Here is a 14,332-nt window from a genome sequence, read left to right as displayed (position 1 = left end):
GGCAAGCCTCGCTCCTACAGGTTTAACGCGAAGCCCTTGTAGGAGCGAGGCTTGCCCGCGAAGGCGGCTTCAAAAGCAAAAAAAATCCCCCGCAACCATCGATTGCGGGGGATTTTTTATGCCCGGAATAGCTTAGCGCTGATGCACCTGATTCCCCGCCGCATAGGTCTGCAGCACAGTCCGGTCATCCCCCAGCGTCATCAATACAAACAACGTCTCGGCAATGTTATTGGCTTGCTTCAAGCGATAGCTCAGCAGCGGCGTGGCGTTGTAGTCCAGCACCAGGAAGTCCGCGTCGGTGCCCGGATGCAGCGTGCCGATCTTGTCTTCCAGGCGCAGCGCACGCGCACCGCCCAGGGTCGCCAGGTACAGCGATTTGAACGGACTCAGGCGCGCACCTTGCAGCTGCATGACCTTGTAGGCTTCGTTCAACGTTTGCAGCAGCGAGAAACTGGTACCGCCGCCCACGTCGGTGCCCAGGCCGACATTGAGTTTGTGCTTCTCGGCCATCGGCAAATTGAACAGGCCGCTGCCGAGGAAGAAGTTCGAGGTCGGGCAGAAAGCAATCGCCGAACCCGTCTGCGCCAGCCGCGCGCACTCGTCATCGCACAGGTGCACGCCGTGGGCGAATACCGAGCGCTCGCCGAGCAATTGGTAGTGGTCGTAAACGTCGAGGTAGCCCTTGCGCTCGGGGAACAGTTCCTTGACCCACTCGATTTCCTTGAGGTTTTCGCTGATGTGGGTCTGCATGTACAGGTCGGGGTACTCGCTGAGCAACTGGCCGGCGAGGGTCAGTTGTTCCGGGGTGCTGGTGGGGGCGAAGCGCGGGGTCACCGCGTAATGCAGGCGGCCCTTACCATGCCAGCGCTCAATCAGCGCCTTGCTTTCCACGTAGCTGGATTCGGCGGTATCGGTCAGGTAGTCCGGGGCGTTGCGGTCCATCATCACCTTGCCGGCGATCATCCGCAGATCCAGCTGCTCGGCGGCTTCAAAAAACGAGTTCACCGATTGCGGGTGGACGCTGCCGAACACCAGCGCCGTGGTGGTGCCGTTACGCAGCAGTTCCTTGATGAAAATGTCCGCGACTTCATCAGCGTGAGTCTTGTCAGCGAACTGGCTTTCACACGGGAAGGTGTAAGTGTTGAGCCAGTCCAGCAGCTGCTCGCCGTAAGCGCCGACCATGCCGGTTTGCGGTAAATGAATGTGAGTGTCGATGAAACCCGGGGTGATCAGCGCGTCCTGGTAATGAGTGATCTCGATATCGGCGGGCAGGGTCGGCAGCAAGTCGCTGGCGTGACCAAGGGCACTTATCTGGCCGTTATCGACCACCAGCAGGCCGTCTTCGAAATACTCATACGAGGCTTCGATGCCCACTTCGGCGGGGTCGGCGATGCTGTGCAGGATGGCGGCGCGGTAGGCTTTGCGAGTCAGAGGCATGAGCTTTCTCAGTGGGAGGCTTGGCTGCGGCGTGATGCAGGCAGCAGTTTGGCGATCGATGATCCGGCGCGGGCAGTTTGCTGGCCGAAACTGGCGTTATAGGTGGCGATGATTTCGCCGGCGATGGAGATGGCGATTTCCACAGGCAACTTGCCTTTGACTTCGCCGATGCCCATCGGGCAGCGCATGCGTTGCAGCACGGCGCTGTCGAAACCACGGTCCCGCAGGCGGTGTTCGAACTTCACCCGTTTTGTCTTCGAACCGATCAGGCCGAAGTAGGCGAAGTCGTTGCGCTTGAGGATCGCGGCGGTGAGTTCGAGATCGAGCTGGTGGTTGTGGGTCATGACGATGCAGTAGCTGCCGGCGGGCAGATTGTCGATTTCATCCACCGGTTCTTCGGCGACGATTTTGCGCACGCCGTGGGGGATCTGCTCGGGGAATTCCGCTTCCCGCGAATCGATCCAGCGCACCCGGCAGGGCAGGCTGGCGAGCAGCGGCACCAGCGCCCGGCCGACATGGCCGGCGCCGAACACAGCGATTTGCGCCTGGACCTGGCCCATCGGTTCGAACAGCAGCACGGTCACGCCGCCGCAGCACTGGCCGAGGCTGGCGCCGAGGCTGAAGCGCTCCAGGTGCGTGTCCTGCTTGCCGCTGGCCAGCATCTCGCGGCCGATCTGCATGGCCTTGTATTCCAAGTGCCCGCCACCGATGGTGTCGTAGGCCTGGGTGGCGCTGATGACCATTTTCGATCCGGCATTGCGCGGCGTCGAGCCGAGCTCTTCGATGATGGTCACCAGCACGCAGGGTTCACCCTGGGATTGCAGGTCGGCGAGGGCGTCGATCCAGTTGTACATGTTTCACCTCGACATCTTTGTTGTCTGTTCGGGACTCTTCGCGGGCCAAGCCCGCTCCTACAGGGGAATGCGATCAACTGTGGGAGCGAGCCTGCTCGCGAAGGGCGCGCCTCGGTCTAGAGCGAAGCCAACTCGGCTTCAGCCTCAACGGCCTTCGCCGCCTTCAACTGCCGCATCTGTTCACAGCCCCACAACACCCGCTCCGGAGTCGCCGGTGCGTCGATTTTCGGTTGATGCTTGTAGTCGCCCAGACTGGCCACGGCGTCCTTGATCGCACACCACGATGCGATACCCAACATGAACGGCGGCTCACCCACAGCCTTGGAATGGAACACCGTGTCTTCCGGGTTCTTGCGGTTTTCCACCAGCTTCACCCGAAGGTCCAGCGGCATGTCGGCCACGGCCGGGATCTTGTAGCTGGCCGGGCCGTTGGTCATCAGTTTGCCTTTGTTGTTCCACACCAGTTCTTCCATGGTCAGCCAGCCCATGCCCTGGATGAAACCGCCCTCGACCTGGCCGATGTCGATGGCCGGGTTCAGCGAGTCGCCGACGTCGTGGAGGATGTCGGTGCGCAGCATTTTGTACTCGCCGGTCAGGGTGTCGATGATCACCTCGCAACAGGCTGCACCGAAGGCGTAGTAATAGAACGGCCGACCACGGGCCTGACTGCGGTCGTAGAAGATTTTCGGGGTCTTGTAGAAGCCGGTGCTCGACAGCGACACCTGGGCGAAATACGCCTGCTGGATCAGCGCTTCGAAGGTCAGGATGTGATCACGAACCCGCACGTGACCGTTGTGGAACTCCACGTCTTCTTCGCTGACCTTGTACTGCCGGGCGGCAAATTCGATCAGGCGTTTCTTGATGATTTCCGCGGCGTTCTGTGCGGCTTTACCGTTGAGGTCGGCACCGCTGGAGGCAGCGGTCGGCGAGGTGTTCGGCACCTTGTCGGTGTTGGTCGCGGTGATCTGCACGCGGTCCATTTCCACCTGGAACACTTCGGCTACGACTTGCGCCACCTTGGTGTTCAAACCCTGACCCATTTCCGTGCCGCCATGGTTCAGGTGGATGCTGCCATCGGTGTAGACGTGGATCAGCGCACCGGCCTGGTTGAGGAAGCTGGCGGTGAAGGAAATACCGAATTTCACCGGGGTCAGCGCCAGGCCTTTTTTCAGGATCGGGCTGTTGGCGTTGTAGCGACGAATCGCTTCGCGGCGTTCGGCGTACTGGCTGCTTTCTTCCAGTTCGGCGGTCATTTCCTCGAGCATATTGTGCTCGACGGTCTGGTAGTAATGGGTGACGTTGCGCTCGGTCTTGCCGTAATAGTTGGCCTTGCGCACCGCCAGCGGATCGAGGCCCAGATGGCGGGCAATCGCGTCCATCACTTCTTCGATGGCGACCATGCCTTGCGGGCCACCGAAGCCACGGTATGCGGTGTTCGACGCGGTGTTGGTCTTGCAGCGGTGACCGTTGATGGTCGCATCGCCCAGGTAGTACGAGTTGTCGGCATGGAACATGGCGCGGTCGACAATCGACGCCGAGAGGTCCGGCGAGCAACCGCAGTTGCCGGCCAGTTCCAGGGCGATGCCGTGCAGGCGACCGGTGCTGTCGAAGCCGACGTCGTACTCGACGTAGAACGGGTGACGCTTGCCGGTCATCAACATGTCTTCGACCCGCGGCAGGCGCATCTTGGTCGGCTGGCCGGTGAGGTGAGCGATGACTGCGCACAGGCACGCCGGGCTCGCAGCCTGGGTTTCCTTGCCGCCGAAACCACCGCCCATGCGGCGCATGTCGACGACGATTTTGTTCATCGACACATCCAGCACTTCAGCCACCAGTTTCTGCACTTCGGTGGGGTTCTGGGTCGAGCAGTAGACGATCATCCCGCCGTCTTCGGTCGGCATCACCGACGAGATCTGGGTTTCGAGGTAGAAGTGTTCCTGGCCGCCTATGTGCAGCGTGCCTTGAATGCGGTGTTCGGCAGTCGCCAATGCGCCGGCCGAATCGCCGCGCTGATGGGTGTGGCTGTCGAGCACAAAGTGGCGTTTGCGCAGGGCTTCGACCACGTCCAGCACCGGCTCGAGATCTTCGTATTCGATGATCGCCGCCATGGCGGCTTTGCGTGCGGTTTCCAGGTCTTTTGCGGCAACGGCCAGTACGGGTTGACCGACGAATTGCACATCGTCGATGGCCAGCAATGGATCACCCGGCAGCAATGGGCCGATGTCTTTCAGGCCTGGCACATCTTTGTGGGTGATGGCGATGCGCACGCCTTCAAAGACGTAGCAGGGCTTGGTGTCGATGCTGATGATTTTCGCGTGGGCGCGGTCCGACAGGCGGGCGTAAACGTGCAGCTGGTTCGGAAATTCCAGACGGTCGTCGATGTACTGCGCTTCCCCGGACACATGTTTGGCGGCGCTGTCGTGCTTGACGCTGCGGCCGACACCGGTGGTCAGGTCCTTGGCGAACAGTTCAGCCAGTTCGGCCTGGGTCTTCTCTACGGCGTGATGGTTAGACATAAGCGGTCACCCGAGTCTCGATGTGCGGTGTTTGCAGTTCGATGAAGTATTTGCGCAGCAGGTTCTGCGCGCTGAGCAGGCGATATTCCTTGCTGGCGCGGAAGTCCGAGAGCGGCGTGAAATCTTCGGCCAGTGCGGCGCAGGCGCGTTCGACGGTGGCGTGATTGAACGGCGCGCCGAGCAACACGGTTTCGCAGTTATTCGCACGTTTCGGAATCGCGGCCATGCCGCCGAACGCCACGCGGGCGTCGGCGATCACGCCGTTGTCGATACGCAGGTTGAACGCGGCGCAAACAGCGGAAATATCATCGTCCAGACGTTTCGACACTTTGTAGGCGCGGAACAATTGTTCGGCGCTGGCACGCGGCACGATGATCTTCTCGATGAACTCGCTTTCCTGACGCGCGGTGACGCGGTAATCGATGAAGTAATCTTCCAGCGCCAGGGTGCGACGGGTTTCGCCTTTGCACAAAACGATCTGCGCGCCTAAGGCAATCAGCAGCGGTGGCGAGTCTCCAATCGGCGAGGCGTTGCCGATGTTGCCGCCGAGGGTGCCCTGGTTGCGGATCTGCAAGGAGGCGAAGCGTTGCAGCAATTCGCCGAAGTCCGGGTATTCGGCTTTCAAGGCTTCGTAGCAATCGGAGAGGGCGGTGGCGGCGCCGATTTCCAGACGATCATCGAAGTGCTCGATGCGCTTCATTTCGGCGACGTTGCCGACGTAGATCATCACTGGCAACGTGCGATGGAATTGGGTGACTTCCAATGCCAGATCCGTACCGCCGGCCAGCAGCCGGGCCTGTGGATAAGCGTCGTAGAGGTCGGCCAGATCGGCCACGGTCAGCGGCACCAGGCAGCGCTTGTCGCCACTGTTGAGTTCGCCGATATCGGTAGGGGCGATGGCTTTCAGGCGGGCGATGGTATCGGCTTCGCGCGCATCGAACTGATCCGCTTGCTTGCCGCAGCAGGATTGTTCGGCGGCGGCCAGAATCGGCCGATAGCCGGTGCAGCGGCAGAGGTTGCCGGCCAGCGCTTCGTGGGCCTTGTGGGCGTCGGGTTGATCGCTGTTCTTTTGCAGCGCGAACAGCGACATCACGAAGCCCGGGGTGCAGAAGCCGCATTGCGAGCCGTGGCACTCGACCATGGCTTTCTGCACGCTGTGAAGCTCGCCCTGGTGCTTGAGGTCTTCGACGCTGATCAGTTGTTTACCGTGCAATGACGACACGAACGTCAGGCACGAGTTGAGGCTGCGATAGCGAATGTATTCGCGGCCATCGTCATCCGTTTGCAGCTCGCCGACCACCACGGTACAGGCGCCGCAGTCACCGCTGGCGCAGCCTTCTTTGGTGCCGGGTTTGCCCACATGGTCGCGCAGATAATTGAGCACGGTCAGGTTTGGGTCCAGGGCGTGCTCGCTACGGAGTTCCTGGTTAAGTAAAAACTGGATCACGGAAGGCCTCGCAGACTCATTATTGTTGTTAACCGACTTGGACCGAATTTATCAGGTCTGACTTTGCGGTCAATGATTTTCTGACTTAAAGGTCAGGAAACGCCATTTTGTCGATCAACGACTCGTTCCTTCATTATTGACCCTCGCGGGTTAGCCTGCTTTTTGCTTGATTCGTGCCAAAAACCGCTGAGTGGGCACTCCGCCATGACCCTTCATGTGCGCTACACTGCGCCGCTTGTGCAGATCGAAGAGTTTGAAGGACAACCATGACGTTCAAGGCGCCGGACAGCCTCGCCGAGCAAATTGCTCACCACCTCGCCGAACGCATCATTCGTGGCGAAATGAAGCCCGGGGAGCGCATCCAGGAACAGAAGGTCACGCTGGCCCTCAATGTCAGCCGCGGTTCGGTCCGCGAAGCCTTGCTGATCCTCGAGCGCCGCCACCTGATCGCGATCCTGCCGCGCCGCGGTGCCCACGTTACCGAACTCACCGCACACAAGGTGCAGAGCCTGTGCACGCTGATGAGCGAGCTGTACATCTTGCTCGGCAACGCCGTCGCCAAAGGCTGGCAGGTCCAGTCTGACATGGCGCCGTTCGTGCAGATCCAGCAGCGCCTGGCCGCCAGCTATGAGCGTCAGGACATCCGCACCTTCGTCGACGACAGCTTCAATGTGATGCGCGCCGCGTACCCGTTTGCCAACAATCCGTACTTGCAGGAAACCGTCGAGAACCTGCAACCGGCGATGAGCCGTGCATATTTCCTCGCCCTGGACCAGCGCAAGGCGTCGATGAGCGAGTTCCTGGAGTTGTTCGAACGTTTGCTGGCCGCCGTGCTGGCCCGTGACTTTCCGCTGATCCGCGAAGTGCTGACGGCCTATGCCCAGCGCAGTTGCGATCTGGTGGTTTCTGCCCTGACGGACGCTTAAGCGTGCGGCTCAAGTGCATAAAACTGGCCGGGTTCAAATCCTTCGTCGACCCGACCACCGTGAACTTCCCCAGCAACATGGCGGCCGTGGTAGGGCCCAATGGCTGCGGCAAGTCGAACATCATCGACGCCGTTCGCTGGGTGATGGGCGAAAGTTCGGCGAAGAACCTCCGTGGCGAGTCGATGACCGACGTCATCTTCAACGGTTCGACCAGCCGTAAGCCCGTGAGTCAGGCGAGTATCGAGCTGGTGTTCGATAACTCCGACGGCACGCTGCTTGGCGAATACGCCGCCTATGCGGAAATTTCCATTCGCCGCAAAGTGACCCGCGACAGCCAGACCACCTACTACCTCAACGGCACCAAATGCCGTCGTCGCGATATCACCGACATCTTTCTGGGCACAGGCCTGGGCCCGCGCAGCTATTCGATCATCGAGCAGGGGATGATCTCCAAGCTGATCGAGTCCAAGCCCGAAGACCTGCGCAACTTCATCGAAGAAGCGGCGGGCATCTCCAAGTACAAGGAGCGTCGGCGCGAGACCGAAAACCGTATCCGTCGCACCCATGAAAACCTGGCCCGCCTGACCGATTTGCGTGAAGAACTCGAGCGTCAGCTGGAGCGTTTGCATCGCCAGGCCGAGGCCGCCAAGAAGTATCAGGAATACAAAGGCGAGGAGCGTCAGCTCAAGGCCCAGCTGTCGGCCCTGCGCTGGCAGGCTTTGAACGAACAGGTCGGGCAGCGCGAAGCAGTCATTGGCAATCAGGAAGTCACGTTCGAAGCGTTGGTCGCTGAACAGCGCAACGCCGATGCGGCCATCGAGCGCTTGCGTGACGGGCACCATGATCTGTCCGAGCGCTTCAATCTGGTGCAGGGACGCTTCTATTCGGTCGGCGGCGACATCGCCCGGGTCGAGCAGAGCATCCAGCACGGTCAGCAGCGTTTGCGGCAGTTGCAGGATGATCTTAAAGAAGCCGAGCGCGCGCGACTGGAAACCGAATCTCACCTCGGCCACGACCGCACCTTGCTGCTGACCCTGGGTGAAGAGCTGGACATGCTCACGCCGGAGCAGGAAGTCACCAGCGCCGCCGCCGAAGAGGCCGCCGCTGCGCTGGAAGAATCCGAAACCACCATGCACGGCTGGCAGGAGCAGTGGGACACCTTCAACCTCACGGCCGCCGAGCCGCGTCGCCAGTCCGAGGTCCAGCAGTCACGCATTCAGCAACTCGAAACCAGCATGGAGCGTCTGGCCGATCGCCAGAAGCGACTTGGCGAAGAGCGCGCGTTGCTCTCGGCGGACCCGGAAGATGCGGCGATCATGGAGCTCAGTGAGCAACTGGCCGCGAGCGAAGCGACGCTTGAAGATTTACAGGCCAGCGAAGAGTCCCAGGTCGAACGCCTTGAGCAACTGCGTCAGGAACTGCAATTAGCGCTGCAAAATCAGCAGCAGGCTCAGGGTGATTTGCAGCGCCTCAACGGTCGCCTTGCGTCCCTTGAAGCCTTGCAGCAAGCCGCGCTCGATCCGGGCACCGGCACCGCGCAATGGCTGCGCGAACAGCACCTGGCGGACCGCCCGCGTCTGGCCGAAGGACTGAAAGTCGAGGCGGGTTGGGAGCTGGCGGTGGAAACCGTGCTCGGTGCCGACCTCCAGGCGGTGCTGGTGGACGACTTCGGCGATTTCGATCTGGCCGGTTTTGCCCAAGGCGATTTGCGTTTGCTCAGCCCGGCCAGTGATGGCGTGCGCGTACCGGGCAGCCTGCTTGACAAGGTTGAAGCGCAGATCGATCTGTCGCCCTGGCTGGGGCAGGTCAAACCGGTTGAGAATCTTGAGCAAGCGTTGGCCCTGCGCAGTCAGCTAAGTGTCGGCCAGAGCTTGATCAGTCGCGACGGCTATTGGGTTGGCCGACACTTTCTACGTGTTCGCCGGGCCAGCGAAGCGGAAAGCGGCGTGCTCGCCCGTGGGCAGGAAATCCAGCGTCTGAGCATCGAGCGCGAAGAGCGTGAGGCCACGGTCGAAACCCTGGAAACCCAACTTCAGACGCTCAGGGCGCAGCAGCGCCAGCAGGAAAACGGTCGCGAACATTTGCGCCGTTTGCTGCAAGACGAAGCGCGTCAGCAAGGCGAATTGAAAGCTCAGTTGTCGGCCGGCAAGGCCAAGGTTGAGCAGCTGACGTTGCGTCGAACCCGCCTTGATGAAGAACTCACCGAGCTGGCTGAGCAACGGGCACTGGAGCACGAAAACATCGGCGAAGCGCGCCTGCAATTGCAGGAAGCCCTCGACGCCATGGCGCTGGACACCGAGCAGCGCGAGTTGCTGCTGGCCCAGCGCGACAGCTTGCGCGAGCGACTCGATCGCGTGCGTCAGGAAGCCCGGCAACACAAGGATCACGCCCATCAGTTGGCGGTACGCCTCGGCTCGCTCAAGGCGCAACATGACTCGACGCGTCAGGCGCTGGAACGCCTGGAGATGCAGTCCGAGCGCCTGACCGAGAAACGCGAACAGCTGAGCCTCAATCTGGAGGAGGGCGAGGCACCGCTGGAAGAGCTGCGCCTGAAACTCGAAGAGTTGCTCGATAAGCGCATGACGGTCGACGAAGAAATGAAGTCGGCTCAGATCGCTCTGGAAGACGCTGACCGTGAATTGCGTGATGCGGAAAAACGACGCAGCCAGGCCGAGCAGCAATCGCAGTTGATCCGTGGCCAGATGGAAACCCAGCGCATGGAATGGCAGGCCCTGACCGTGCGACGCAAGACCCTCGAAGATCAGTTGCTTGAGGATGGCTACGACCTGCATGGCGTGCTCGCCACGCTGACCGCCGAGGCCAGCGAGAAAGACGCTGAAGAAGAACTCGAACGCATTGCCGCGCGCATTCAGCGCCTCGGTGCGATCAACCTGGCGGCCATCGACGAATACCAGCAACAATCCGAGCGTAAACGTTATCTGGATGCGCAGAACGACGATCTGGTGGAAGCGCTGGACACTCTGGAAAACGTGATTCGCAAGATCGACAAGGAAACCCGAAACCGCTTCAAAGATACCTTTGATCAGATCAATGGCGGATTACAGGCCCTTTTCCCAAAAGTTTTCGGTGGAGGGCGCGCGTATTTGGAACTGACGGGCGAAGATCTACTCGATACAGGGGTAACGATCATGGCGCAGCCGCCAGGAAAGAAGAACAGCACCATCCATTTGCTCTCCGGTGGCGAAAAAGCCCTGACCGCATTGGCCCTGGTTTTTGCGATCTTCAAGTTGAATCCGGCACCGTTCTGCATGCTCGATGAAGTTGACGCGCCGCTGGACGACGCGAACGTTGGACGCTACGCACGGTTGGTCAAAGAGATGTCGCAGACGGTTCAGTTCATCTACATCACCCACAACAAGATCGCCATGGAAATGGCCGATCAACTGATGGGGGTAACGATGCACGAACCGGGTTGTTCGCGTCTGGTGGCAGTGGATGTCGAGGAGGCGATGGCGATGGTGGAGGCCTGAGCCGGCGCTTGTAGGGCAAGTATTTTTGGTCTGTAGGACTTTTTTACCTGTCTTGACTTGCTGGCCAATCGACATATTCGCGCGAGCCATTGTGACAGACGGTGTAAAGTTGCCTTTGGTCGTGCTAGTTTAATGTCAATTTTTCGTATACGTGGGCAAAACGCCTGTCAGAACATAGAGTTGGCGCCACGTTTTAAAGCGGTTTACGAGTTGTAAACCCCTTATTTTTCAGCATTTTTTATAGAGGCACGGGATTACATGGAAATCGGTCTGCGCGAGTGGCTGATCGTCATCGGCATTATTGTCATTGCCGGTATTCTTTTCGATGGCTGGCGTCGCATGCGCGGCGGCAAGGGAAAACTGAAATTCCGTCTTGACCGAAGTTTGTCCAACCTGCCGGACGAGGACACCAGCGCCGAGCTGTTGGGCCCGCCCCGCGTGCTGGACACGCATAAGGAACCGCAACTGGACGAGCATGATCTGCCGTCGGTGAGCATGCCTGCCCGTGAACCGCGTGAATCGGGTTCCAAGCGCGGCAAGCGTGGCCATGGCGAGCCTTCCCAGGGCGACATGAACCTCAGCCTGGACCTGGACGGCGGCCCGAGCTTCAGCAGCCGTGACGACGACTTCCCGGATGACACCAAGTCCTCGCCGTCGGTCAGCGACAAGGAACAACCGCAAGCCGAAGAAGTGCTGGTGATCAGCGTGATCTGCCGTGACGCTGCCGGCTTCAAGGGCCCGGCGTTGTTGCAGAACATTCTGGAGAGCGGTCTGCGTTTCGGCGAAATGGATATTTTCCACCGTCACGAGAGCATGGCCGGCAACGGTGAGGTGTTGTTCTCCATGGCCAATGCGGTCAAGCCGGGCGTCTTCGATCTGGACGACATCGACCACTTCAGCACGCCGGCGGTGAGCTTCTTCCTCGGTCTGCCAGGCCCGCGTCATCCGAAGCAAGCCTTCGACGTGATGGTGGCCGCGGCGCGCAAATTGTCCCAGGAGCTGAACGGCGAACTGAAAGACGACCAGCGCAGCGTGCTGACCGCCCAGACGATCGAGCATTACCGTCAGCGCATCGTCGAATTCGAACGTCGCGCCCTGACTCAGAAGCGTTGATTCAAAAGGTTGTCCCCGCGCCGTGCGCGGGACGATCAGCAAAATAGATTGAGCAGCCTCGGCTGCTCTTTTGCTTTATGAGAGAACACCCATGACCGCCGCCAAAACCCGCATTCTCGAGCTGCGCGCTGAGCTGGATCAGCACAACTACCGTTACCACGTGCTGGACGAGCCGAGCGTTCCGGACGTCGAATACGATCGTTTGTTCCATGAACTCAAGGCCCTTGAAGCCGCCCATCCCGAGCTGGTCACCAGCGACTCGCCGACCCAGCGCGTCGGCAGCGCGGCGCTGTCGGCGTTCACCCAGGTACGCCACGAAGTGCCGATGCTCAGCCTCGGCAACGCCTTCGAAGAAAGCGACATGCGCGAGTTCGATCGCCGGGTTACGGAAGGTCTCGACTTGCCGGCCGGCGACCTGTTTGGCGGCGGCGCGGCGGTGGAATACAGCTGCGAACCCAAGCTCGATGGCCTGGCGGTCAGCCTGCTTTATCAGGATGGTATGTTGGTGCGCGGTGCGACGCGCGGCGACGGCACCACCGGCGAAGACATCAGCGTCAACGTGCGCACCGTGCGCAACATCCCGCTGAAGCTGCAGGGAACCGGCTGGCCGGCGACCCTGGAAGTGCGCGGCGAAGTGTTCATGTCCAAGGCCGGTTTCGAGCGCCTGAACGCCACGCAGCTGGAGGTCGGCGGCAAGACCTTCGCCAACCCGCGCAACGCGGCGGCGGGCAGCTTGCGGCAGCTGGATTCGAAGATCACCGCCAACCGTCCGCTGGAGTTCTGCTGCTACGGTATCGGCCAGATTTCGGCGGACATCGCCGATACGCACATCGGTAATCTCAAGCAGCTGCAGACCTGGGGCCTGCCGATCAGTCGCGAGCTGAAACTGGCGCACGGCATTGATGAGTGCCTGGATTACTACCGCGACATCGGTGAGCGCCGCAACGGCCTGGCCTATGAAATCGATGGCGTGGTGTTCAAGGTCAACAGCATCGCGTCCCAGCGTGAGCTCGGTTTTCGCGCGCGCGAACCGCGTTGGGCAATTGCCCACAAATTCCCGGCCATGGAAGAGCTCACCGAACTGCTCGACGTCGAATTCCAGGTCGGCCGCACCGGTGCCGTGACGCCCGTAGCGCGCTTGAGGCCGGTCAAGGTCGCCGGTGTCACCGTGGCCAATGCGACGTTGCACAACATGGACGAAGTGGCTCGCCTGGGCCTGATGATCGGCGACACCGTGATCATCCGCCGCGCGGGCGACGTGATTCCGCAAGTGGTGCAAGTGATCATGGATCGCCGCCCGGACGACGCGCGTCCGGTACAGATTCCGCAGCAGTGCCCGGTGTGCGGCTCGCATGTCGAGCGCACGCAACTGGTCAAGCGCAGCAAGGGTCGCGAGACCGTCAGCGAAGGGGCGGTTTACCGCTGTGTCGGTCGTCTGGCCTGCGGTGCGCAACTCAAGCAGGCGATCATTCACTTCGTCTCCCGTCGTGCGATGGACATTGAAGGCCTGGGCGACAAGAGCGTCGAGCAATTGGTCGATGAGGGGCTGGTGAGTTCTCCCGCCGATCTGTATGCCTTGAAGTTCGAGGACATTGTCGATCTCGAAGGCTTTGCCGAGCTGTCGAGCAATAAACTGCTCGCCGCGATCAAGGACAGCAAGACACCGAGCCTGGCACGGTTCATCTATGCCCTCGGGATCCCTGACGTCGGCGAAGAGACGGCCAAGGTCCTGGCGCGCTCTCTCGGCTCGCTGGAGCGGGTTCAGCAGGCGTTGCCGCAAGTGCTCACGTACTTGCCGGATGTCGGCCTGGAAGTGGCTCACGAGATTCACAGCTTCTTTGAAGATGCGCATAACCAGCAGGTTATTGCGAAGTTGCTCGAGCACGGCCTGCAGATTCAGGATCAGGGCGAGCTGGGGGCCGAATTTGCCGCCAGCACGACGCTGGGCGGTTTCCTCGACAAGCTGAACATTCCGTCGGTCGGGCCGGGCGGGGCGCAGAAGCTGGCGGACAAGTTTGGTTCGCTGGAATCGGTCATGAACGCCGATTGGCTGGACATGCGCCAGGCCTTGCCGGAGAAGCAGGCGAATTCGGTTCGAGCGTTTTTCGCGGTTGCTGAAAACCGTCAGATAGCTGAGGCGGCTGAACAGCAGTTGCGTGATTTCGGCATGCATTGGCAGAGCGAGAAAAAAGTCGTCGAAGGCCTGCCGCTGGCTGGGCAGACCTGGGTGCTGACCGGTTCGCTGGAATTGATGAGCCGTGATATTGCCAAAGACAAACTCGAAAGCCTCGGGGCCAAGGTGGCCGGTTCGGTGTCGGCCAAGACCCATTGCGTGGTGGCCGGGCCGGGTGCCGGTTCGAAGTTGGCCAAGGCCAATGAATTGGGACTGAAAGTGCTCGATGAAGAGGCGTTTGTCGATTTCCTGAAAAAACACGGCATCTCTGTCTGACACCCAACCTGTGGCGAGGGAGCTTGCTCCCGTTCGACTGCGCAGCAGTCGCCAAGACTTCGGGCAGCGCTTCGCAGCCGAGCGGGAGCAAGCTCCCTC

The 14,332-nt window shown here is 60.7% G+C and carries 8 protein-coding genes; 4 read left to right on the top strand and 4 right to left on the bottom strand.

What is annotated here, in order from left to right; all coding sequences use genetic code 11:
- Positions 1 to 132: 132 nt before the first annotated feature.
- The 4 genes from guaD to xdhA form a co-directional block, all read right to left on the bottom strand.
- A complete protein-coding gene (gene guaD / locus QMX98_RS24530) occupies positions 133 to 1,437 on the bottom strand; it encodes a guanine deaminase (protein ID WP_172791395.1) in 1,305 nt (434 codons plus the stop codon).
- Positions 1,438 to 1,445: 8 nt separating this feature from the next.
- Positions 1,446 to 2,291: a xanthine dehydrogenase accessory protein XdhC gene (gene xdhC, locus QMX98_RS24525; RefSeq protein ID WP_010456471.1), complete on the bottom strand. Its 846-nt coding sequence runs from the start codon at positions 2,289 to 2,291 to the stop codon at positions 1,446 to 1,448.
- Between the two features lie 116 nt (positions 2,292 to 2,407).
- Entirely contained in the window at positions 2,408 to 4,807 is a 2,400-nt protein-coding gene (gene xdhB, locus QMX98_RS24520; protein ID WP_282411502.1) for a xanthine dehydrogenase molybdopterin binding subunit, read from the bottom strand.
- Positions 4,800 to 6,254: a xanthine dehydrogenase small subunit gene (gene xdhA, locus QMX98_RS24515; RefSeq protein ID WP_282411501.1), complete on the bottom strand. Its 1,455-nt coding sequence runs from the start codon at positions 6,252 to 6,254 to the stop codon at positions 4,800 to 4,802. Before xdhA ends, xdhB begins: the two co-directional genes overlap by 8 nt.
- A gap of 266 nt (positions 6,255 to 6,520) precedes the next feature.
- Here xdhA and QMX98_RS24510 point away from each other — a divergent pair, with 266 nt between their 5' ends.
- The 4 genes from QMX98_RS24510 to ligA all read left to right on the top strand — a co-directional run bounded on the left by QMX98_RS24510 (position 6,521) and on the right by ligA (position 14,233).
- Positions 6,521 to 7,180: a GntR family transcriptional regulator gene (locus tag QMX98_RS24510; RefSeq protein WP_010456464.1), complete on the top strand. Its 660-nt coding sequence runs from the start codon at positions 6,521 to 6,523 to the stop codon at positions 7,178 to 7,180.
- A 2-nt stretch (positions 7,181 to 7,182) separates the two neighbouring features.
- Positions 7,183 to 10,671: a chromosome segregation protein SMC gene (gene smc, locus QMX98_RS24505; RefSeq protein WP_282411500.1), complete on the top strand. Its 3,489-nt coding sequence runs from the start codon at positions 7,183 to 7,185 to the stop codon at positions 10,669 to 10,671.
- Positions 10,672 to 10,929: 258 nt separating this feature from the next.
- Entirely contained in the window at positions 10,930 to 11,784 is an 855-nt protein-coding gene (gene zipA, locus QMX98_RS24500; protein ID WP_010456461.1) for a cell division protein ZipA, read from the top strand.
- A gap of 91 nt (positions 11,785 to 11,875) precedes the next feature.
- Positions 11,876 to 14,233 (top strand): NAD-dependent DNA ligase LigA, encoded by a 2,358-nt coding sequence (gene ligA, locus QMX98_RS24495; protein ID WP_282411499.1) that lies wholly within the window; start codon positions 11,876 to 11,878, stop codon positions 14,231 to 14,233.
- Positions 14,234 to 14,332: the final 99 nt, after the last annotated feature.

The sequence above is a fragment of the Pseudomonas sp. PS02303 genome (genome assembly GCF_029959925.1).
In the GTDB taxonomy this organism is placed as follows: Bacteria; Pseudomonadota; Gammaproteobacteria; order Pseudomonadales; family Pseudomonadaceae; genus Aquipseudomonas; species Aquipseudomonas mandelii.
The sequence above is the reverse complement of the archived record's forward strand: the minus strand, read 5'-3'. Positions and strand labels throughout refer to the sequence as shown.